Source organism: Pontibacillus yanchengensis (genome assembly GCF_009856295.1).
In the GTDB taxonomy this organism is placed as follows: Bacteria; Bacillota; Bacilli; order Bacillales; family BH030062; genus Pontibacillus; species Pontibacillus yanchengensis_A.
The window spans coordinates 300,931-323,203 of record NZ_WMEU01000005.1 but is presented as its reverse complement, the minus strand read 5'-3'; the positions used below and the strand labels follow the sequence as shown (position 1 = coordinate 323,203).

At 38.6% G+C, this 22,273-nt stretch carries 24 protein-coding genes and 1 rRNA gene; 8 read left to right on the top strand and 17 right to left on the bottom strand.

Going from position 1 to position 22,273, the window contains the following annotated elements; translation table 11 throughout:
* Positions 1-111, bottom strand: a 16S ribosomal RNA gene (locus GLW08_RS16260); the annotation flags it as partial.
* Positions 112-630: 519 nt separating this feature from the next.
* A complete protein-coding gene (locus GLW08_RS16255; protein WP_160849693.1) occupies positions 631-1,503 on the bottom strand; it encodes a nucleotidyltransferase-like protein in 873 nt (290 codons plus the stop codon).
* Positions 1,504-1,635: 132 nt separating this feature from the next.
* On the opposite strand from GLW08_RS16255, the gene GLW08_RS16250 reads away from it, so the two are divergent.
* Positions 1,636-2,010 (top strand): DUF2614 family zinc ribbon-containing protein, encoded by a 375-nt coding sequence (locus GLW08_RS16250; protein WP_160849692.1) that lies wholly within the window; start codon positions 1,636-1,638, stop codon positions 2,008-2,010.
* Positions 2,011-2,154: 144 nt separating this feature from the next.
* On the opposite strand, the gene GLW08_RS16245 is transcribed toward GLW08_RS16250, so the two are convergent.
* The 4 genes from GLW08_RS16245 to GLW08_RS16230 all read right to left on the bottom strand — a co-directional run bounded on the left by GLW08_RS16245 (position 2,155) and on the right by GLW08_RS16230 (position 4,893).
* A complete protein-coding gene (locus GLW08_RS16245; protein ID WP_160849691.1) occupies positions 2,155-2,604 on the bottom strand; it encodes a universal stress protein in 450 nt (149 codons plus the stop codon).
* Positions 2,605-2,813: 209 nt separating this feature from the next.
* On the bottom strand, positions 2,814-3,254 hold the full coding sequence (perR, locus tag GLW08_RS16240) for a peroxide-responsive transcriptional repressor PerR (protein ID WP_160849690.1): 441 nt from the start codon (positions 3,252-3,254) through the stop codon (positions 2,814-2,816).
* A 128-nt stretch (positions 3,255-3,382) separates the two neighbouring features.
* Positions 3,383-3,940, bottom strand: a complete 558-nt coding sequence (locus GLW08_RS16235) for a cob(I)yrinic acid a,c-diamide adenosyltransferase (protein ID WP_160849689.1) — start codon at positions 3,938-3,940, stop codon at positions 3,383-3,385.
* A gap of 2 nt (positions 3,941-3,942) precedes the next feature.
* Positions 3,943-4,893, bottom strand: coding sequence for a D-2-hydroxyacid dehydrogenase (locus GLW08_RS16230; RefSeq protein ID WP_160849688.1), 951 nt, complete (start codon positions 4,891-4,893; stop codon positions 3,943-3,945).
* A gap of 689 nt (positions 4,894-5,582) precedes the next feature.
* On the opposite strand from GLW08_RS16230, the gene abc-f reads away from it, so the two are divergent.
* Positions 5,583-7,172 carry a ribosomal protection-like ABC-F family protein gene (gene abc-f, locus GLW08_RS16225; RefSeq protein ID WP_160849687.1) on the top strand — a complete coding sequence of 530 codons (1,590 nt, stop codon included), beginning with the start codon at positions 5,583-5,585 and terminating at the stop codon, positions 7,170-7,172.
* A 273-nt stretch (positions 7,173-7,445) separates the two neighbouring features.
* Here abc-f and bcp read toward each other — a convergent pair whose 3' ends face one another.
* Together bcp and GLW08_RS16215 are read right to left on the bottom strand one after the other, a co-directional pair.
* Positions 7,446-7,916: a thioredoxin-dependent thiol peroxidase gene (gene bcp / locus GLW08_RS16220; protein WP_160849686.1), complete on the bottom strand. Its 471-nt coding sequence runs from the start codon at positions 7,914-7,916 to the stop codon at positions 7,446-7,448.
* Between the two features lie 66 nt (positions 7,917-7,982).
* Positions 7,983-8,381, bottom strand: a complete 399-nt coding sequence (locus GLW08_RS16215; RefSeq protein WP_160849685.1) for a potassium channel family protein — start codon at positions 8,379-8,381, stop codon at positions 7,983-7,985.
* A 178-nt stretch (positions 8,382-8,559) separates the two neighbouring features.
* Here GLW08_RS16215 and GLW08_RS16210 point away from each other — a divergent pair, with 178 nt between their 5' ends.
* Positions 8,560-9,855, top strand: a complete 1,296-nt coding sequence (locus GLW08_RS16210; RefSeq protein ID WP_160849684.1) for a glutamate-1-semialdehyde 2,1-aminomutase — start codon at positions 8,560-8,562, stop codon at positions 9,853-9,855.
* 660 nt (positions 9,856-10,515) lie between these two features.
* Positions 10,516-11,601: an FUSC family protein gene (locus tag GLW08_RS16205; protein WP_160849683.1), complete on the top strand. Its 1,086-nt coding sequence runs from the start codon at positions 10,516-10,518 to the stop codon at positions 11,599-11,601.
* Between the two features lie 602 nt (positions 11,602-12,203).
* Here GLW08_RS16205 and GLW08_RS16200 read toward each other — a convergent pair.
* From GLW08_RS16200 to GLW08_RS16190, 3 genes are all read right to left on the bottom strand, one after another.
* Positions 12,204-13,976 carry an ABC transporter ATP-binding protein gene (locus tag GLW08_RS16200; protein WP_160849682.1) on the bottom strand — a complete coding sequence of 591 codons (1,773 nt, stop codon included), beginning with the start codon at positions 13,974-13,976 and terminating at the stop codon, positions 12,204-12,206.
* A 269-nt stretch (positions 13,977-14,245) separates the two neighbouring features.
* Positions 14,246-14,779 (bottom strand): nucleoside tri-diphosphate phosphatase, encoded by a 534-nt coding sequence (ntdP, locus tag GLW08_RS16195; protein ID WP_160849681.1) that lies wholly within the window; start codon positions 14,777-14,779, stop codon positions 14,246-14,248.
* 275 nt (positions 14,780-15,054) lie between these two features.
* Positions 15,055-15,327, bottom strand: a complete 273-nt coding sequence (locus tag GLW08_RS16190) for a gamma-type small acid-soluble spore protein (RefSeq protein WP_160849680.1) — start codon at positions 15,325-15,327, stop codon at positions 15,055-15,057.
* Positions 15,328-15,512: 185 nt separating this feature from the next.
* On the opposite strand from GLW08_RS16190, the gene GLW08_RS16185 reads away from it, so the two are divergent.
* Positions 15,513-15,737 carry a hypothetical protein gene (locus GLW08_RS16185; RefSeq protein WP_160849679.1) on the top strand — a complete coding sequence of 75 codons (225 nt, stop codon included), beginning with the start codon at positions 15,513-15,515 and terminating at the stop codon, positions 15,735-15,737.
* Between the two features lie 184 nt (positions 15,738-15,921).
* Here GLW08_RS16185 and mutY read toward each other — a convergent pair whose 3' ends face one another.
* Positions 15,922-17,001 (bottom strand): A/G-specific adenine glycosylase, encoded by a 1,080-nt coding sequence (mutY, locus tag GLW08_RS16180; protein ID WP_423808644.1) that lies wholly within the window; start codon positions 16,999-17,001, stop codon positions 15,922-15,924.
* Between the two features lie 72 nt (positions 17,002-17,073).
* Between mutY and GLW08_RS16175 the strand changes: the two genes are divergently transcribed.
* Complete coding sequence (locus GLW08_RS16175; RefSeq protein WP_036822339.1) at positions 17,074-18,054, top strand: metal-dependent hydrolase; 981 nt, start codon at positions 17,074-17,076, stop codon at positions 18,052-18,054.
* A gap of 245 nt (positions 18,055-18,299) precedes the next feature.
* Here GLW08_RS16175 and GLW08_RS16170 read toward each other — a convergent pair whose 3' ends face one another.
* A complete protein-coding gene (locus tag GLW08_RS16170; protein WP_160849678.1) occupies positions 18,300-18,569 on the bottom strand; it encodes a YfhJ family protein in 270 nt (89 codons plus the stop codon).
* A 124-nt stretch (positions 18,570-18,693) separates the two neighbouring features.
* Here GLW08_RS16170 and sspK point away from each other — a divergent pair, with 124 nt between their 5' ends.
* Together sspK and GLW08_RS16160 are read left to right on the top strand one after the other, a co-directional pair.
* Entirely contained in the window at positions 18,694-18,846 is a 153-nt protein-coding gene (gene sspK / locus GLW08_RS16165) for a small, acid-soluble spore protein K (RefSeq protein ID WP_160849677.1), read from the top strand.
* A gap of 12 nt (positions 18,847-18,858) precedes the next feature.
* Complete coding sequence (locus tag GLW08_RS16160; RefSeq protein WP_160849676.1) at positions 18,859-19,035, top strand: YpzG family protein; 177 nt, start codon at positions 18,859-18,861, stop codon at positions 19,033-19,035.
* Positions 19,036-19,110: 75 nt separating this feature from the next.
* Here GLW08_RS16160 and GLW08_RS16155 read toward each other — a convergent pair whose 3' ends face one another.
* The 4 genes from GLW08_RS16155 to ptsG all read right to left on the bottom strand — a co-directional run bounded on the left by GLW08_RS16155 (position 19,111) and on the right by ptsG (position 22,248).
* Positions 19,111-19,395 carry a hypothetical protein gene (locus GLW08_RS16155; protein WP_237458473.1) on the bottom strand — a complete coding sequence of 95 codons (285 nt, stop codon included), beginning with the start codon at positions 19,393-19,395 and terminating at the stop codon, positions 19,111-19,113.
* A gap of 90 nt (positions 19,396-19,485) precedes the next feature.
* Positions 19,486-19,716: a TetR/AcrR family transcriptional regulator gene (locus tag GLW08_RS16150; protein WP_160849674.1), complete on the bottom strand. Its 231-nt coding sequence runs from the start codon at positions 19,714-19,716 to the stop codon at positions 19,486-19,488.
* Between the two features lie 212 nt (positions 19,717-19,928).
* Positions 19,929-20,195 (bottom strand): phosphocarrier protein HPr, encoded by a 267-nt coding sequence (locus GLW08_RS16145; RefSeq protein ID WP_160849673.1) that lies wholly within the window; start codon positions 20,193-20,195, stop codon positions 19,929-19,931.
* A gap of 19 nt (positions 20,196-20,214) precedes the next feature.
* Positions 20,215-22,248: a glucose-specific PTS transporter subunit IIBC gene (ptsG, locus tag GLW08_RS16140; RefSeq protein ID WP_160849672.1), complete on the bottom strand. Its 2,034-nt coding sequence runs from the start codon at positions 22,246-22,248 to the stop codon at positions 20,215-20,217.
* Positions 22,249-22,273: the final 25 nt, after the last annotated feature.

The window sequence follows — 22,273 nt, the reverse complement described above, 5'->3', positions numbered from 1 at the left end:
TCGATCCACAACAATCACCCCGAAGGGATCATGTTGCTTCACGCGCTCGACTTGCATGTATTAGGCACGCCGCCAGCGTTCGTCCTGAGCCAGGATCAAACTCTCCATAAAATGAAGAAGTTCGCCTTTGCATCATCCAAAATGATTACTGGCTAATTCGTTAAAAAATTAACAGGTTGTTTACAAGTTGTTTTGTTCAGTTTTCAAAGATCAAATGTTTCGTTGTTTCGCTCTGCCACCAAAACAGCGACTTAATCAGTATAACATTTCGCCGATTTCAAGTCAATAACTTTTTGTTATTCATTTTTTCTCGGTTGCTGTTTTTTTTGCCGCCGTCGTTAGCGCGACATTTACCAATGTACCATTTTTTCAAGTGCTTCGTCAATAACTTTTTTAAAGTTTTTTCAGCCTTTTTAAAATGTTTTGTTTTCGCTGCCGCTCTTAATGCGACATATAATAATATATCACGGTGATTTTTATCGTGCAATAGATAAAATGAATTTATTAATATTTATTAATATTATACGCTGATTACTATTGGAACGACTTCATCTATAATATAAGAAAGCAGCTTCTGCTTCCACCCTCATTGCACTTGAGCTATCGCAAGAACTGCTTCCTTCTTTCTATTTAGTTTTGTCTTAATTGATATTTTCGATGATAAATGTGCTGGCCCTTTGTTTCTATTTGAACCGTTTCTACAACTTCTTTTTCTACCAAATACTCCAAAAGCGCTCCTAAATCAAGTGAGTACGATTGAATCCTTGGATGAATCATTAACTCCCCATACGTCCAAGCTTCATCTTTTTCCCCCATTATTTGTATGAAGTGACGAGTGCAATTAATGGTTCTGGAGTTAATTGCAAACTCTGTGGCAAGTAACATTAATTGCACTCGTTTATCTAACGACTCTGTACTTTGGATTAATTCTTGATGTAGTTTATAGATTTCGGGTTCTATTTGCTTCACTTGATTCCAAACAGTCACTTCAGGGTGGAACCCTTTTTCAATAACAGAAAGTCTCGCTAAATAATGTAAGGAATGAACCATACGACTAAATGCATCCATATACTGCTGGGATTCAAATAAGTCTTTGCATTCATGATAGCTACGGATGAGCTTAGCAAATTCAATCACCTTTTTTAAATCCCTTTTTTCTAGTGGAAAGTTGCGGAGATTTTCCTTTAGGGATTGTATGTAATCATTGCGATCAAACAGAACCTTCCCTTCTATCACCCATTCTACTGCTCGGCGATAAGCACTTGTATCCACCCATTGTAGTAATTGATTTTCCTCCACTATATGCATAGCAGCTATTTTATCTCCAAATTCGTAGTGCTTCACAAACCAAGGTTGTTCTGCATCTCTCACTACTATAAGTAGAATAACGTCAAAGTTATCTGTTAACGGACTAATTGGTTTTTTCTTTTCTATTAATAAAATCCCTAAGGTATTTTTTTGGCTGGCACGTTCCTGGTAAATCGGACGTAACACATCTTCCATAATAGTTTCCCCCAAATACTTTTAGATAGTGTTTATTTCGACATATTCGTAAAAATTCCTTTTTCCTATCCCCGTTTCTCTCCTATAATTTATGCTATACTACCATTGTAAGAAGCTTTAGGAGGGAACGGAGTGGGCATTAAGTACTCAAGTAAAATTAATAAAATCCGCACTTTTGCGTTAAGTTTAGTATTTATTGGATTCGGGGTCATGTATATCGGCCTTTTCTTTAAAGAGACCATGTGGTTAATGAGTATATTCATGATTCTAGGGATGATATCAGTCGCCTTAAGTACGGTGATTTACTTTTGGATTGGCATGCTTTCGACAAAAACAATTCAAGTAGTTTGTCCCAATTGTGAAAAACCAACTAAGATTCTAGGTCGTGTAGATGCGTGCATGCATTGCAAAGAACCTCTTACTCTAGATAAAGATCTAGAAGGTAAAGAGTTTGATGAAAGCTACAACTCAAAAAGATACCAAAAAAACACAGAGAATGAAATATAATTCTTCAATTTATCAGGATATAGTACAAAAGCCCTTATGGATGCATCCGATCATGCACCCATAAGGGCTTTTTTATAACTGTTATGAAACTTTAAGGCTTAGTTCTTATTAACTTCCATTTTTAAATTTAGTTGATTATACCTTTCAAGCATTCGCCTTATCCTTGTCACCTTTGACAACGAGCACGGGACAATTCGCTTCGTGTAAAACCCCTAGCGACACACTCCCAAACATTTGCCCTCTTAAAGGTCCTCTTCCTCGGGAACCTATTATAATATATTTAGCGCCTCTTTCTTCTGCTTCCTTACATATTTCATGAATAGGGTACCCAATACGAACCACTTTTTCATACGAAATTTGTTGCTTGTCTAGAAAATCAGTCACTTCTTTTAATGCTTCTGTTGCTAGCTGGTTTTGATACTCATTCACATCTGAAGATGAAAAGAACATCTTTGTATGCAATGTTTCAATTTGATGCTGAACATTGACAAGCACTATATTCATTTCCAATCTCTTCGATAAGTCGAGTGCTTCAGTCATTGCAAAAAACGAATGTGGAGAGCCATCAACAGGAACAATAATTGAATTTTTCATAGGTGAACCCCCCTCTTTACCATTTTTGGACTTCATTTTAAGTAGTCTATATTTATATTCTACACCATTTAAACAAACATTGTATGGTAGTACCTGGATGTTCATCATTTCTTCAAAAATCACTCAAGGTATATAGGGCTAATAATTTAATGTTAATAAAATTAGACAACAAAAAAAAGCTGAAAGCCTCTTAATAGAGCCTTCCAGCTTTAATGTTGCTGTTGTTTACAATCTTCACAAACACCATACACTTCCATACGGTGATGACTTACATCAAAACCTGTTACTTGTTCTGCTAGTGATTCCACTTCATCTAATATAGGGTAGTGGAAGTCTACAATCTTACCACACTCACTACAAATCGCATGATAGTGTTCACTTGTGTTGCAATCAAATCGGCTTGAGGAATCACCATATGTCAATTCCCTGACAAGGCCAATTTCTTTAAACACGCGTAAATTATTATAGACCGTTGCTACGCTCATGTTTGGAAATTTCGATTCCAACGCTTTATAAATATCATCAGCTGTTGGATGAGACATAGATTGAATAAGATATTCAAGCACCGCATGACGTTGGGGTGTAATACGGACGCCAGAACCTTTTAATGTGTCCAGAGCCTCACTAAGTCGTTGTTCAGACACCGTCATGCACCTCGCTTTCAACAAATATTATTATTAAACAAGATTATTACATTAAAATTCTTATAAATAGTGTAACCTTTATTTAAAGCAATTGTCAACGTTCAGGCGGCGCCCCACATGAACTTACCTTGATTTTATACGTCTGCTTGTAAAGATATTTCTTTTCCACCAGTCATTTTGTTCACATAGCGTGCCGCTACAAACAAAAAGTCCGATAAACGGTTAAGGTAGCTTAACACAAGTGGGTTATTTAACTCATCTTTAATTACAACAGCTGATCTTTCCGCCCTACGGATAATGGTCCGAGCAGAATGAAGTGCTGCAGAGGCCTGATGTCCTGATGGTAGTATGAAATTCTCTAGTGGGTCTAACTCATCCTCCCATGCATCTATTTGCTTTTCAAGCTCTTCAATATGCTCTTTGGTAACTTGCCATTTCACATCTTTTCCTTTAGGAGTAGCCAATTCTGCTCCTACATGAAAAAGAATTGTTTGAATACGATACATGACTTCTGAGAATTTCTCTTCTGCTAGCCAATCTTCTTTTCGTAGATGACTCAGTGCAATCCCAATCATAGAATTTGCCTCATCACATGTACCATAGGCTTCTACTCTAATGTCATTTTTCGGTACTCGATCACCATATATGAGAGAAGTTGTTCCTTTGTCGCCACCTTTAGTATAGATTTTCATTATTAATACCCCTTTCTTGGATTAATTTTGTTGAGGTAATCGTTTGTTCCATTTCGATATTCTTTTAGATTATGTTCAAAAATCTCTATACCTCTTGGCTGGTAATCAGGTGACACACCAGATATGTGAGGAGTTACAGTTACATTGTACATTCCCCAAAACGGGTGAGCTTCTGGTAATGGTTCTTGTTCAAAAACATCTAAAATAGCGTGTGAAATAAGCTGTTCCTGCATGACCTCTAACATTACATGATCATGAACAGCATCTCCTCTACCCATATTTAGAAAAACAGCATCAGAAGGCATTTGCTCAAAGTGTTCTTTTGCAAAGAATCCTTTCGTTTCAGGAGTACTTGGGAGCACTGATATTACAAAGTCCGCTTCTGCTAATTTAGTCATTAGATCACTTCTTGTGTGTACCTCATCAAAGAAATCTTTTTCTCTTCCGCTATTGGATATTCCAATCGTTTTCATTCGAAATGCCTTCGCCAATCGAGCAACCTCTTGACCAATTGCTCCAGCGCCTGCTATTAGCATCGTTTTACCTGTGATTTCAGTCATGCGAACTTTTTTGTCCCAACGACGTAATCGTTCATTTTCTGAAACAGTCTTTGCTTGTCGAGAAACTTGTAAGAGCATTGAAATTGCATATTCCGCCATTGGAATACTGTGAATCCCTTTTACATTCGAAACAATAATACCTTTTTCTTCTATTTTATGAAACGGCATTTCATCCAATCCAGCAGACAACACCATAATCCATTTTAACTTTGAGGCTTTATCGATATGGGAATCATGTAAATCTTCTCCGTATGTAAGCAAAACTTCAGCTTCATGAATAAATGGTTCCGCTTCAGTTATATCTTCACAAAATTGAAATGAAATCTCTGGATAGGCTGATACAAGATGCTCGCGTATATCTCTGCGTATTTTACAGGTTGTTACTACGTTCATAGCTATCCCTCCATTTATATTCTTTCTATTATCTTATCTTTTTTTCCTCTTTGTACCCAAATAAATCATTTTATTTAGCAAGCAAAAATCTAAAGAAGGCCCATTTAGTGGCCAAGTTAGTTCGATCGTGGCACGTAATGTAAGACTATAAACAATAGTCAATTCCATCGCCTAAATTGCTACATTCTTAATTGACGAACTAGTTACCTTTTTGAATATAAATACTTATGGTTTCTTTACTATTAAAAAAGCACGAACATTAAATGTTCGTGCAAGCCAATCTATATTGTAAAGGGGAGGTTTTTTTCTCTTAATGTACTATACGTTTGTATGCACCCTGAAGTATAGACCTTTACCTACTTCTTGTAAACTTAGTTAAAATAGGTGTTTAACTAAGTTGGGAAAATTAATTGCACCTTACCATTCGTTACCATATAATATAAGTACCAACAACGAAGGGACTGAATCTATACACAATGAAGTACTAATCCTATTTTGAGAGGCGAGTTTAATATGAACGTTATTCATGTGAACACACTCGTTCCAGATAGGATAGGTATGTCTATTTATAGACTATTTGATTTGTGTATACAAAAGTTATGTCATTTTCTGTTAACTGCAGAAAATGACGTCCCTCTTTACGTATATACATACACCTACCTCTCTGGAACGTTCAGGGAGGTTTTTTTATGAGAGTTATGCATGCGAAACAGATTCACTTCACTATTGGAGATCGAACACTATTAGAGATCAATGAACTATCCATTCATCAAGGGGATCGTATTGGTTTGATAGGAAAAAACGGGGAAGGCAAATCCCTTCTACTAAACTATTTACTTGGTTTATTAGATACAAATCCCCTAGTATCTTGGAACGGATCTGTAGGTTATTTCAGGCAACTAAATATAGAAGAGGAACCAAGTTGGAACCACTTAAGTGGTGGGGAAAAGACGCTACGCAAATTAGAGCAATTGTTTAACGAATCTCATGACATACTTTTGCTAGATGAACCAACGAATAACCTGGATTGGCAACGTATAGATGAAGTAGAAAAGAAGCTACTCCACTTGCAAGGTGCTTATGTTATCGTATCTCACGACCGAAAACTGCTTGATGAAGTTTGTACAAAGATTTGGGAGCTTGAAGATGGAGAGGTCACGGAGTACAAAGGAAATTATTCCGATTATGAGGACGCCAAAGCATTAAAGGTGCAACACCAACAGGAAGAATATGAGGCTTATGTAAAAGAGAAAAAACGCCTAACAGAGCGAATGCATCAGAAAGAAAAACAATCGAAAGGAATGAATAAACCTCCTTCACGTATGGGCAACTCAGAGTGGCAATTGTATAAGGGAAAAGCTTCCGGGAAGAAACAGAAAGTGGAACGTGTTTCAAAAGTTATCCAAGATCGTATAGACCGTCTAGAAAAAGTGGAAAAACCCTTTGAATGGTCTGAGATCAAGATGGATTACACTTTGGTTGAACCGATTCATCGAAAGAACATTTTTGTCGCTAAAGACCTTACAATGAATATAGGCAATCGACAACTCTATACCATTGACCATGTAAAGCTAAAAACTGGTTCTAAGACAGCTATTATAGGTGCAAATGGAAGTGGTAAAACAACTCTTCTCCATCAACTATTGTATGGAAATACGGAGCTTGAGATTACGAACCAGGCTTCCATCGGCCATTTTGATCAAACCCTTGAAGCTCTGCCGGAAGATAAAACAATCCTTGAATATGTACAGGAAAATAGCTCATTATCCCAGCATGTGATTCGGATTATTTTAGGTCGTCTCCGTTTTTTTGACACAGATGTACACAAGAAAATCGGCATATTAAGTGGTGGTGAACGTGTCAAAGCAGCATTAGCAAGACTTTTGACTGGAAGCTATAATGTTCTCGTCATAGATGAACCGACAAACCATCTAGATATTGAAGCAATCACATCACTTGAAGGATTAATTCAAGATTACCCCGGCACTGTATTATTCGTTACACACGATCGTCGCTTTATTGAAGAAACAGCTGATCATTTATGGTTTCTTGAAAATGGCTCCCTTACCACCTATCAAGGAACGCTTAACAATTATTATACTGACAAACAAAAAACGAATTGTAGTGATGATACAGTCCAGCGCATCATGACCCTAGAAAACAAATTAACTGAATTAATTAGTCGGCTAAGTATTCCCGACCCCAAAAATGATAACGCATCTCTAGAAGAAGAATACGAGGAAACACTACACATGCTCAAGGAATTGAAGAAGCAGTAAGCATCACTAAAAACAAAAAAACAGTGGCTCTTCCTTTACAGGATAAGAGCCACTGTTTTTGTAACCTACGTCGTGTAGGTCGCAGCATATACGTTGCTAAACGGCCGCTTACGCTATTCTTAAGTCTAGCTCCAGCGTCCAGCAACTAGTATGCTTCCCTCCCCTCCGGTCGATAAGTCAACATCGAATCGCTTTGCTCTTCGTGTTTCCTTTATCCTACTGCGGTTCAGTCCAGCATATACGTTGCTAAACGGCCGCTTACGCTATTGAGTATTACGATAGGTTTTCACGAATGTATTCAAGCGCTGCTTCTACATGGCCTTTGACACGAACTTTGCGCCATTCATGGGCCAAGTTCCCTTCTTTATCTATTAAAAAAGTGGAACGCTCAATACCCATGTATTCTTTACCAAAATTCTTCTTAAGTGTCCATGCACCATATTCTTCGGCGACTTTATGATCCTCATCCGCAAGTAATAGGAACGGTAACTCATGTTTGTCGATAAACTTCTTATGTCGCTCTACCGGATCAGGACTCACGCCTAGAATCACCGCATCAACATCTGCAAAGCTTTCATGATGATCTCTGAAATCACACGCTTCATTTGTACAGCCTGGCGTCATATCTTTTGGATAGAAATAAAGTACAACGTTTTTGCCACGGAAATCAGATAACTTTACGGTTTCTCCATTACTAGCTTTTAATTCAAAGTCAGGTGCTTGTTTTCCTAATTCTACAGTCATTCAAAATCCCTCCAGAACGTTATCTATCTTAAGGGTAACCAAAGACACACATTCTTACAACTTTTATTACTTATCATGCATTAATTGTACAAAAAAAGCTGCCGGAAGCACATATCCGATTAAGGCTTCTACAAGTGCGATAACTCGTCCAATCCCAATTGGTGTAATATCACCGTACCCTACGGTAAGCAGGGTAACGCCACTAAAATATATAGAGTGTCCTAGTCGATCTAGTATGGATTCATGCTGAAGCAGTTCATCCATTAAAATCGGCATCCCCTGTGATGCAAAGATAAAGTAAATCATCCCAAATGCAAGCATCACAATCACATATACAAGAAGTAACGAATAAAAATGCTCTACAATAATCCGTTGCCCTCTCCGCTCACTGAAATCTAAAAAATGTTTTATACTCCCATATAACACCACTACAATGACACAAACCAATCCCCACGTCATCACCATAGCATCCACCCCTGTCCTTACTATAAGTTTACAGAAGTCAGAAAGCATTTATGATAATGAACTTTCCGGCCTCTATTTCCAACAAAAAGACTAAAGTATGTTCATGAGATTCTCTATGAATATGTTAAACTGTTCCGTGGATATACATTTTGAACTATTTATCTAGTGGAGGTTTATGATGAATATTGATCAATCAGTAGCATTATATAAAGAAGCAGAAGAGCATATGGTAGGTGGAGTGAACTCTCCTTCTCGCGCATACAAAGGCGTAGGTGGAGGAACTCCTATTTTTATGGAAAAAGCAGAAGGAGCCTATTTCTGGGATGTGGATGGAAATAAATACATCGATTATCTTGGTGCATATGGACCGATTATTGCCGGTCATGCCCATCCCCATATCGCAAGAGCCATTGCAGACTCTGCATATAACGGCGTCCTATACGGAACTCCTACGAAACTTGAGAACCGTTTTGCAAAAATGCTAAAAGAGGCGATCCCTTCCATGGAGAAAGTTCGCTTCGTAAATTCAGGAACAGAAGCTGTTATGACAACGATTCGTGTAGCACGAGCGTACACAAATCGCACGAAAGTCATCAAATTCTCAGGCTGTTACCACGGCCATTCCGACCTTGTACTTGTAGCAGCAGGTTCTGGACCCGCCACACTTGGCACCCCTGATTCTGCAGGGATTCCTAAGTCTATTGCACAAGAAGTAATCACTGTTCCTTTCAATGATGTGGAATCATTCCGTGAGGCTATCGAGGTTCATGGTGAGGAGGTAGCAGCTGTCTTAGTTGAACCTATTGTAGGTAACTTCGGAATAGTTGAACCGAAACCAGGCTTCTTGCAAGAAGTCAATAACATAGCCCACGATGCAGGAGCTCTTGTCATTTATGATGAGGTTATTACAGCGTTTCGTTTCACTTACGGAAGTGCACAAGACTTGGTTGGAGTAGAACCAGATATGACAGCCCTCGGTAAAATTATCGGTGGTGGTCTCCCTATAGGTGCCTACGGTGGACGAATGGATATTATGGAACAGGTTGCTCCACTTGGTCCTGCTTATCAAGCAGGTACAATGGCTGGTAACCCCGCATCTATCTCATCCGGTATCGCATGCCTTGAAGTACTTAAGCAAGAAGGCACATACGAAAAACTCGACAAGCTTGGCTCGATGTTAGAGAAAGGCATCCTCAAACATGCAAAAACATATAATCTCCCTGTAAAGGTTAACCGATTAAAAGGTGCGTTAACTGTTTATTTTACAGATACAGAGATTGAAAATTATGAGCAAGCAGAAGCCTCAAACGGAGATATGTTCTCGCGTTTCTTCCATTTAATGCTTCAAGAAGGAATTAACCTAGCACCTTCTAAATTCGAAGCATGGTTCTTGACCATCGCTCATACAGAAGAAGATATTCAAGAAACTCTGAAAGCTGTTGAAAAATCCTTTAAAACATTAGCTAATGATTAGAGACAAGCACACTACTTACGACGTATAAACTGTCTAACAGTGATTTAATGGAGGTTCGTTTAAAACCGCTGCGTCACGCAGCAACGTCGAACCCTCCTACCTCGTGTAGATCGAAAGGAAACATGGAGAGCGGAGCGAACCCCGATGTTGACTTATCGTAATGAGATGCAGGAGCTTGCTTTCGCTTTGCCCTGGAGCTAAACATGTAAGTGCTAGAAACTTTTTCGCTTTCTATGAAAGACTCTGGTTTTGACCAGGGTCTTTTTTTATACCCTATCTTCCATAATGAAATTGTGAAAGAAGAATTGCATACAAGCCTAAACTATGCTACTATTGTAAATAATCAGAAAATTAGCGCAATAACAATTGTGCTCTTTTCATTTCTTACCCCTTTTTCATAGGTCTTTTGCACGTATGAGTATGTGTTGAAGGTCTACCATCCTTTCAAGGAATATGTTATGCTGACTTTCTCCCAAGAAAGTCAGCCTTTTTTTTACGACACATTTTCTAACATGAAATAATCGTTTTTTCCGTTTGTATGAAGGGAATTCTTCCTATACTTATACTATTGCTTTATCCTAGCAAGTTTTCATATCTATATAGATATAAATGAAGTATAATACATATGTTTAATAGGATTACGAAAGAAGGTTTTTTCAAATGAAACTTGGTGCAAGGATGCTCAAGACCGGACTAGCCGTAGCGATTGCAATCTATGTAGCTTCGCTAATTGGTTCAAGTACAATCTTTGCTGGAATGGCTGCCTTATTTTCCATACAGCCTTCCATTTATCGCTCATATCAATCTATTATTGAACAAGTACAGGCAAATATTATCGGAGCCATTAGTGCTTCCATTATTGTGCTCACCTTAGGAAACGATCCTTTCATAATGGGCTTCACTATCGTTCTTGTTATCGGTATTTGCATTCAATTCAATATGAAAGAAAATACAGTTTTACTGGCGCTTGTAGCTGTAATTGCAATTATGGAAACAACTGACATGCCGTTTTTACAATTCACAGCTCTTCGTTTTACTTCCTTAATGTTAGGAGTATTTGCTTCGTTCTTTGTAAACTTACTATTTTTACCTCCTAAGTATGAGACGAAGCTTTTTGGTATGATCGATCGAAATACGGGGGATATCCTACAGTGGCTCAGAATCACCACACGCCACCTCTCTGACCGACCAGCTTTGAAAGAAGAAATTAGTCGCTTGGATGGAGAGATGCTCAATATCGACCGTTTATACAGCCTTTACCAAGAGGAGAGAACTTATTTAAAAAGCAAGCGATTAAAAAAAGCACGAAAGCTGGTCCTATTCCGTCACCTTATTGCCACGACTAAAAAAGCATTCGAAGTCCTCAAAACATTTTCTCGTCTTGAAAATGAAATGGACAGGGTTTCAAGTGAGTTTCGCAATACGCTAGTCAATGAGTTAGACAAAGTCATCCATGCCCACGAAAAGTTAGTTCTCTCTGTTATGGGACGCATTCGAGTACACGAAGAGGATACCATGGAAGAAGCAGGTCAACCGAACATCCCAAAATTGGTTGAATACTTAATTGAGATTTATGAGGAAAAGGAAAATGAGGAAGAAAAGCTAATGTTCTTACCCCTCGCAACAAATTTAATGGACTACCATCAGACATTACAAAGACTTGAAAAAGTGTTATCTAGTTACTCAAATTATCACAGCAGCGAGCACATTAACGTCCAAAAACCAGCAAAACCTACCGTGAAATAAACATAACCTAATGTAAAAAAGACTTCCCATTAACTAAGGAAGTCTTTTTTTGTTCTATTTAAGCCCCATTATCTTGAGATGGGGCGGGAAATTGGGGCGGTCGCTCCTATTTTTCAAAAGTAACACCTATATCTGAAATCTCGCCCCTATATCTCAAAAGTAGCTCCTGTGTGTTTCTATTCTCGCTCCGAAAGCAGGAAAAGTCGCTCCAAAGCCCATGTTTTTATCGCAGGGACATGACAAGTGCCTACACTGCATTATGGATGCGCCCTGTGGAAAAACGTATGTGTTGAGACCCCACAGGGCCGAACTTTTCCCGAGGAGATGAATCGATCCAGAGGAAGTTCGACGTTGTCACATCGTGTGACAACGTCGAACTTCCCTGCGTCGTGTAAGGCGCTATTTCCCGTCCCATCTTTACTCTGATTCACACAACGGAAACATATCTCCCCCAAATATATCTCGAATTTAAATCTTCAAGATTATGACTCTTATAAGGAATAAACCGTAGTTCTCTTATCTAATATGTATATAATCAAAAGTCATCGTTATCGACATAATTAAAGCTTGAGAGCTAAAAATCTGCCCTCAAGCTTCTTTATTTACGTCCCTAAATATTCAGGGTTTGGATCGTCTAAATGTTGAACCTGGTAAAGATCATAATAATGACCTTTTCGTCTCATCAATTCTTCATGACTTCCTGCTTCTTTAATCCTACCATCCTCTATCAACACGATGCGATTGGCATGGGTGATAGTTGATAATCTGTGGGCTACGATAAATGTGGTCCGATCCGCAGCTAATTTTTCAAGCGCTTCTTGAATGAGATGTTCACTTTCTAAATCAAGAGCTGACGTTGCTTCATCTAATATTAACAGTGGTGGATTTTTCAGGAATACACGAGCGATAGCAATACGTTGTTTTTGTCCACCAGATAACTTGACGCCTCGCTCCCCTACTAATGTATCATATCCATCTGTTAACCCCATGATAAAATCGTGTGCATTAGCAGCTTTGGCAGCCTCCATCATCTCTTCGTCTGTCGCATCGGGGTTCCCCATCTTAATATTCATCGCAACAGATTCACTAAAGAGAATATTTTCTTGAAGTACCATCCCAATTTTATCACGAAGAGAACGTGCTTCTACATCTTTGATGTCTGTCCCATCAACTCTGATACTTCCTGACTCTACATCATAGAATCTAGGAAGCAAACTAATTAACGTCGATTTTCCTCCACCACTCATTCCCACGAGTGCAATGGTTTCCCCTTTTTCAACATCTAAGGTTAAATTCTTTAACACTAGATTTTCATCATCGTCATAACGGAAAGAAATATTATCGAATGTAATATGACCATCTACATGTGTTAGCTTTTCAGCGTTTGGCTTATCTCGAATATCATAATCCTCATCCATAAATTCAAACACACGATCCATAGATGCAATAGATTGTGTCAACACTGTAGAAGAGTTAACTAAACGGCGTAATGGAGCATACACGCGGTCCATATATCCAATAAAGGCTACCATCGTACCAACTTCAATACTTCCTACGATTACCTGATAACCAGCAAACGCAATAACAAGTATCGGTGCAAGATCTGTAATAGTAGAGGTCACACTAAATGTTTTCGCATTCCAGCTCGTATGCTTTAAAGCTTTATCAAGAAAATTAGCGTTTTGATTATTGAATTGATCTTGTTCATAATCCTCTAAAGCAAAACTACGGATAACCGGCATCCCTTGCACTCTCTCATGCAAGTGTCCTTGCACTTCTGCTAAGGCTTGAGATCGATCCTTCGTTAAATCTCTAAGCTTCGTATAGAAAAACTTAACCGCGAAGCCATATAACGGAAACAAGGAAATAGCTACGATCGTTAACCATACATTCATGGTAAGCATTATAATAATAGCAATTACAATCGTGAACATATCTAACCAGATGTTCATTAATCCTGTAATAACAAAGTTCTTCGTTTGCTCAACATCATGAATAACCCGCGATATTACTTCACCAGTTTTTGTTTTAGAATAAAAACGGAGACTTAATCGTTGTATATGATCAAACAGTTTATTACGAATATCATATAAGATCGTGTTTCCTGTCCACTGTGCTAGGTATTGACGTGCATACTCTATAGGAGGACGTACAATTAAGAATAAAAACAACGCTCCTCCCATAATCCACAATAGCTCATCAATTTTAGCACTTTGACTCATATTTTCGGCATTGATGATATTATCAATGACATGTTTAGAAATGAGGGGAAGTAATAAAGGAATACCAAATTTCAAAATACCTATTGCAATAGTTAACGCAATTTTCCCTTTATATGGCTTAACAAATTGAATATATCGTTTTATATTATCCATGGCTGTCACCTCTCAATCTGCGTATTCTATTGCACCGATGATAAGACCTCTATAAAGAAGAATTACTAATTGAGATGGCCTTTTACATTGACTGAGGACTACTTGTGCCTATTTTTCATTTCCTCAATTAGCCAACAATCATTCTAAATAGTGCAAGTCATCGGGCATTGGAGCTATACGTAGCTGTACATTTTGATTTGATGTTTATAGTTTGATTATAAAATGTTCAAAAATGTAAAAAGCCTGTTGGATAAGTCAACAGGCTTTCCTTACGTTAGATACGTTAAATAACGTTCATACCATTGATCAATAAATTCAGGTGAAAAAGGCCCTTTTCTTTGTCGAATCCACCTCAACAAATGATTTACATTGTTTTTCAAAATCTGGTCTAGCACATGAGGGTAATTCATCTCTTGTCGATGCTGTTCATACTCATCCTCATCTAACAATATATATGTCATGTCAGGAAACACTTTAACATCTAAGTCGTAATCAATATACTTCAGCGCTTCCTCATCATCATATACAAAAGGAGAGCTTATATTACAGTAATAATAAACTCCATCATTACGTAGCATCCCTATAATATTAAACCAATATTTTGCATGGAAATAACAAATGGCTGGTTCTCTGGTAATCCAAGTTCGTCCATCGCTTTCCGTTACTAATGTTTTATCATTTGCCCCTATTACAACGTTTTGAGTTGCCTTCAAAATCGTTGTACTATCCCAGACTCGATGCAATTGGCCATTGTGTTTATAACTATGAATTTGAATATGTTGACCTGGCTTCGGGACTGACATAGAAATTCTCCTTTACTCCTTATACACACGACCGGTAAAAGCTAATTATCTTTACTCCTTCATACAATTATAACGAGTAAAGCGAACAAATGGAAATGATAAATCTGCTCTAACTACTTCCCTCAGATTCAACACACTTATGTAGGACTGAAATCCCCCTCTGATATTCTAATATTGTATGTATATCTTCCTTAAAATAGAAAAAAGCACTCCAATAAAGGAGTGCTTTTTTAGAAAGTCGTAGTGGTTCGGGGGTTACGACGTTTCAACATTAGTTATTGTTGGTTTTTCTTTTGAGCAGATTGTTGGTTCTGCTGCTTTACATGTTGCGCGTTAGTTTTTTGAGCTTGTTGACCTTGTTGAGCTTGTTGACCTTGTTGAGCTTGTTGAGCTTGTTGACCCTGCGCAAATTCAGTACCATATTGTCCTTGACCTTGAGCAGACTGTTGGTTTTGCTGCTTCACGTGTTGGACGTTAGTACCAGAAGCTGTTTTGTTAGCTTGCGCTTGTGGTTGTTGCTGTTGGTTTTGCTGTTGTTTTTTAGCCATCTTTAATCACCTCCGCAACAATTAGAATGTGCAAAATCCCGCAGGTTATCCATAAAAAATAACTTCCATAATATTCTTTTATTTCCACCTGACTGCAACATTTTGAATAGAATCATTACTCCTGCAAAAAATACAAATAGGTTCTTATTTAATATCAAAGAGCTGTTAAAAAGGAGGAGATCTCTTTGTATGTTGGAAGAGATATGACGGAACTAACCATGACATCCAAACATGAATGGAAAACGGATGAATTAGCGTATTTCCAACATGCTTTAAGCCAGATGGTCCCTTATTTAAATAGTGAGGGAACGACGATACTTCGAGAAATAAACGAAGAAATCCAAAGTCGAGGCGGATTCACTAAAAAAGAAGCAACATGGACATCAGGGACTAAACCTATTTATGATTAAAGAAAAGTGCAAGGGCTCGTCTAGCGACGTACAATTGATTCGATGTTGCTACGTGACACAGTGGTCTTAATCGAACCTCCTTGGTTGGAAAGAGAACCAAACTAGGTGTTGCAACTAGGCATCAACGAAAAATCTTTAAAAATAAAGCTGGCTCCCTAGCGATGAGGCTAGGCCAGCCAGCTTTTTAAATATGCTTTAGTATTTTTTGATGGGAGACCGGAAATGGATATTCGCTAAGATTTTCCTTCTTAACGAACTGAGCTCTTGCATAAGTGTTTTCTCCATTTTTCACAACACCTTCCATAACCTCCATATCCCAAATAATATGAGAAAAAGTGTGTTTAATGTGGTCAATCGTTTGGTACATGGAAAGGTTTAATCCATACTGCTCCCAACACCAATCTTGAACATTTGCTTTATCTACTTCTTGAAGTGGAACCATTGGAAATTCCCAAAGGTTTGCTAATAAACCTTGATCAGGTCGCTGTTGAATCAATACCTCTCCCTCTTCATTGCGTATCAATAGCGCAAGATAGGGTATGTTTTTCTGTTTCTTTTTAGACGACTTAATTGGTAGTAATGTTTCTTTTCCCTCCCCGAAAGCTCGGCAATGAGATTGAACGGGACACAATAAACACGATGGATTTTTCGGAGTACATACCAAGGCCCCAAGCTCCATTAATCCCTGGTTAAACGAAGAAGGATCATCTTCAGAAATAAGTTCACGAACAAGACCTTCAAACACTTTTCGAGCTGCTGGTTTGGCGATATCCTCTTCTACCATCAAGATTCGCGATAGCACACGCATAACGTTTCCATCAACAGCTGGAGAAGGAATGTCGTATGCAATACTAAGAATAGCACCTCTTGTATAAGGGCCGACACCTTTTAAGTCTCCAAGCTCTTTTTCATTATCTGGAACCTTCCCATTATACGAGGATACTACTTCTTTTACGGCTGTTTGCAAATTACGAGCACGTGAGTAATAGCCAAGACCCTCCCACGCTTTCAGAACTTGTTGTTCATCCGCTTCCGCTAAATCATCTGGTGTTGGGAATTGGTTAATAAAATTATGAAAATATGGAATAACCGTATCAACTTTGGTTTGCTGAAGCATGATTTCGGATACCCATACTTTATAAGGGTCCTGATCTTTTCGCCACGGTAACATTCTCTGTTCTTGTTGAAACCAGTGAATCAAATTGTCACGGAACCCATTCTTATCGAATCCTTCGAGGATATTCAATGCTTGATTATTTTTCACAATGTTTCACCCTTCTGATACAATGAAGTTAGGTTTAATGCGAGAGTCTACCTCAAAGGAGGAAGCTTACAAATGGATACTGGTACCCATATTGTTATGGGAGTTGCACTTGGTGGTTTAGCTACACTAGACCCTGTCGTACAAAATGATCCTACCCTGTTTAATGCAGTATTAGCAGGGACCATTATAGGTTCACAAGCGCCAGACTTAGACACCATTTTAAAATTACGAAATAACGCAGTATATATACGAAATCATCGCGGCATTACCCATTCCATGCCTGCGGTTGGACTATGGGGCATTGCAATCCCTAGTGTTATTTACGCTTTTGCTCCTGAGGTGAACTTCTTTCATTTATGGATATGGACGTTTCTAGCTGTTATTTTACACGTTTTCGTCGATGTATTTAATGCTTATGGCACACAGGCGTACCGTCCTTTTTCCAAACGATGGGTAGCCTATGGATTCATTAATACATTTGACCCCTATATCTTCCTTCTCCATCTTATCGGTATTATCGCATGGAATCTAGGTGCAGATCCTGGTTATACGTTCTTGATTCTCTATTTTGTTATCGCTCTTTACTATGTGAAACGCTATTTTGATAAGCATGAGATGGTGAAAAAGATTAACGGCTATTACCGTGATGTTGAAGAAGTTGTAACTTCTCCCACTATTAGACACAATGTATGGCGACTCGCTATTACAACAAAAGATAAATTCTATGTTGGGCGAGCGGTAAGTGGTCATATTGTTATTGTGGATGAATTTCAACGCAAACCATTACCCGATATGCCAATTATGAATAAAGCTATACAAGATGATAATATGGATGCATTTTTATCCTTTTCCCCGGTGTACCGTTGGGAGATTGACGAATACGACCATTATACAGAAGTACGATTAATTGACCTCCGTTACCGTTCTAAAGGTCGTTATCCATTCGTCGCCGTCGTCACACTTGATGATGACCTCAACATATTATCATCCTACACAGGCTGGATTTTCTCTGAAGAAAAACTCCAGAAAAAACTGGATGCATTACCAACTTGAACGAAAGAAAGATGACACATTAGATTAATGTGTCATCTTTTTTAAACAGTAAAGAAATATAAGGTGTTTGCTCTTGCCTGTCTAGCTCCAGCGCCCAGCGACTAGCAAACTTCCTGCTCCTCATTACGATAAGTTAACATCGGATTGCTATCGCTCTCCGTGTTTCCTTTCGGCTTACACGACGTAGGTTGGTTCGATGTTGCTGCGTGACGCAGCGGCCTTAATCGAACTTCTTGCGCCCTTCTTTAATGAGTATAATTCTGTCCATCTTCGAACAGTTGTTGATAACGTGGGTTTTTGGATGCAAATTCATGAAGTTTTGGTCCATAGCTGTTAATCCACCGGGAAACCACTTTTTCCGTCATGTCTTTTCCCTCATAGCTTCGTCCAGCTTTTGCACGAGTCGATTCAAAATCTTCCCATAAATATTCTACCCAGTTTCGGGCTTGCCTCATTGTTAATTGTTCGTTTTGATTACACAATTGATGTGTTAATCGTTCAAAAATATCTTCCATGTTTCTCACCTCTAAACTTCCAGCAATTCGCTACCTATTGTATCACATACGAACCGTTTAAGTGCACATACTATGCTTACACCATTCAATATGGTGAAAAGTCTTTACTCAGGAGGTCGATCTCATGCCACGCAATAAAACCGTCAATTTCCCTGAGGAAAAACCAAACGGAAAGCCGCGAGCTCAGTCTCAATATGCTTCAAAAAGAGCTGATGGATCAATCAATACTCGCCCGCAAGAGAGAATGCACCAATCCTCGAAACGCAAAGACTTTTAGGAGGGACCTATCATGGGCCAAAATTCAAAGAAACGTGAAGAAAATAAACGTTTTTTAGATAATTTATATAAGGACCCTTTCCAATCCCCAAATGCTAACCCAAAGCATGCAGCCAACCAGGTCAATGGGGAAACGCAACAGACACAATCTGAAATTATTACAGAAGTACAAATGCGAAAAAGATCGTAAATAATAATGGAGAGGGTTCATTTTGAATCCTCTCCTGCCTATGTCCAACAATCATTATTTCATTCCAACTTTTCCTTATGTAAAAATGAAATCGACCTTGTTCTTAATTCCTTGCAGTAGCTGCTCCTCAGTATGTTCTTCCTCATACACGTATAATAGAAATTCAAAAGCAAGAGTGCTATACACTGTTTCCGCAGCCTGATTGGAATCGTACTCTTCAGGTAATACTCCTTTTTCCTTCAATTGATTTAAAAAAGTAATAAGATCATTCACAAATAAAAAGTCTAAATCAATGAACTTCTTCATCATATTAGGTTTTGAATTAATAAGGTGAAACGAAACCGAAAACACTTCTCGCATTACCTTTTTGCCAAAAAAACGATAATGTTTCAATTGATCATATATGTACTTATAGACAATCTCATTAGCTGCTTTATTTACATCTATCTCTTATAAAATCGCTTCATTCGGATCTTGATCTAATTTGAATTTAGTGGCCATCAATTCTATAAATAAATCATCTTTTGATTCGAAGTGATGAAGCACCTTATTCTCATTCGTCTCCGCTTTAATCGCAATTTGCTGTAAGGTAGTATCCTCATAACCTTGCCCACTGAATAGCTCTAAAGCTGCATCAAGTATCTTCTGATGCTCATTATTTTTATTAGAAGCTAATCCCATTCTACTTTGTCCCCTTTCCGACTATTGCCATTTTATTTTATAAGGACAGGTAATGGAAGTCAAAAGAGTAGGAGTGGGCTTTCCTTCTATATGTGTGGGTTCCCTCAATATGCGTGAGTTTCCCCTCCGATATGCGTGAGTTCTTCCTCTATATACGTTGGTTATGCCAAAAAAAAGCTGCCCTACTTGTAGGACAGCTTTTACTCACCTTATTACTCACCAAGCTCTTGGTTTTTCACTACGTTGATGATAGCTTCTAGTGCTTCGTCCTCGTCGTTTCCTTCTGCTTTGAATGTTACTTCTGCGCCTGAAGGGATTCCAAGTGACATAATGCCCATGATGGATTTAAGGTTAACATCTTTGCCATTGTATTCTAGTGTAACTTCTGACTGGTATTTGCCTGCTTCTTGTACTAGAACGGTAGCTGGACGTGCGTGTACTCCATCATTTGCTGTAATTTTAACTGTTTGTTGTGCCATGTTACATCTCTCCTATTTGTTATTGTATTTTAACGATATCTTTCTGACCTTTTGATACTGAACCTTCTTGCTGAACTTGTACCTCTTGGCCTTCTACAAGATTTGTAAAGACGATTGGGGTTACGATGGAAGGAACCTGTTCTTGGACAGATTCAATATCTACTTTCATAAGTGTCTGCCCTTGCTTCACTTCATCGCCTTCCTCTACAAAGGACTCGAATCCTTCGCCCTTAAGGCTGACAGTATCAATTCCAAAGTGAATCAGAATTTCGGTACCGTCTTCTGCAAGTAACCCTAAAGCGTGTTTGGTAGGGAACACATTAAGCACTTTTCCATCTACTGGAGAAACAATTTCTCCGTCTGTAGGATGGATTGCAAAGCCATCGCCCATCATTTTACCAGAAAATACTTCATCTGGCACGTCTGAAATCGACATTACATTTCCTGTTAGTGGACTTACAAAATTCAATTCATCTGCTGCTGTCTTTGGAGCTGATTGAGCATTGCTATTTTCTTCAGGTGCTACTTTCTCTGGGCGAGGTGACTTTCCATCAATAATATCTTGAATTTGACCTCGAATGGAGTCGGATGCTGGTCCAAAAATCGCTTGAATATTGTTCCCAACTTCCATAACTCCTGATGCACCTTGTTTCTTCAAGCGGCCTTTATCTACTTTCTCTTTATCCTCAACTTGAACGCGCAAACGAGTAATACATGCATCTAGGTACTTGATATTCTCTTCTCCACCTAGACCTTCAAGAATCTCATACGGACGTTCGCCAACATCTGTCTGTTCGTTTTCAACATCTTCTGCTTCATCTTCACGTCCAGGAGTAGCTAGATTAAATTTCAGTATAGCCCAACGGAAACCAAAGTAGTAAATTACAGAGAAGACAAGACCAACGATGATGACCCACCACCAGTCTGTTCTATTAGGTAATACACCAAATAGAATAAAGTCAATCAAACCACCTGAGAATGTTTGACCAATTTTAACACCAAGAATCTCCATGATCATGAAGGAGAAACCTGCAAAGATTGCGTGAATTCCAAATAATAGTGGTGCTACGAATAAGAAAGAGAACTCAATTGGTTCTGTAATACCAGTTAAGAAAGATGTCAGAGCGGCAGATGCCATGATTCCTCCAACTACCTTCTTACGTTCAGGCTTTGCTGTATGATAAATAGCAAGCGCAGCGGCCGGTAGTCCAAACATCATGAATGGGAATTTACCAACCATGAACGTTCCTGCAGTAAATTCTACACCATCTTTTAACTGCTCAAAGAAAATTGTTTGGTCACCACGAACTACTTCTCCTGCAGCATTTGTATAAGTACCGAACTCAAACCAGAACGGTGAATAGAAAATATGATGAAGACCAAATGGAATAAGAGAACGTTCAATCACACCAAACACAAAAGCTGAAATCGTTTGGTCTTTTTCGAGCATTAAATGAGATAGGCCATTTAGTCCATTTTGTACATAAGGCCAGAACCAAAGCATTACAATCCCTAAGAAAAGTGATGTAAATGCTGTGATAATTGGAACGAAACGTTTACCTGCGAAGAACCCTAAGAATTGCGGTAATTCTATATTGTAATACCTATTATACAGGAACGAAGCTAATATACCTACGATAATACCGCCAAACACACCCGTTTGTAAGGTTGGAATACCTAATACTTCCGCATAGGCGGGATTAGAGGTCATATCAGCGGTTACACCGCCTAGTGTTCCCATAACCACATTCATAATTAAATATCCAATAATGGCTGCTAAACCAGCGACTCCCTCACCACCAGCTAAGCCAATTGCCACACCTACTGCGAAAAGTAAGGGTAAGTTATCAAATACAACTCCTCCAGCTTCAGCCATGACTTGTAGTAACGTCTGTACCCATGGAGTGCCGAAGAATGGAACCTTCTCAACAAAATTATCTTGCGCAAAGCTTGTACCGAATGCTAAAAGAATACCTGCGGCTGGAAGCAAAGCTACTGGAAGCATTAAAGCTTTACCGACTTTTTGCAAAGTACCAAACGCTTGTTTAAACATGAGAATTCCTCCTTTTTTATGATGC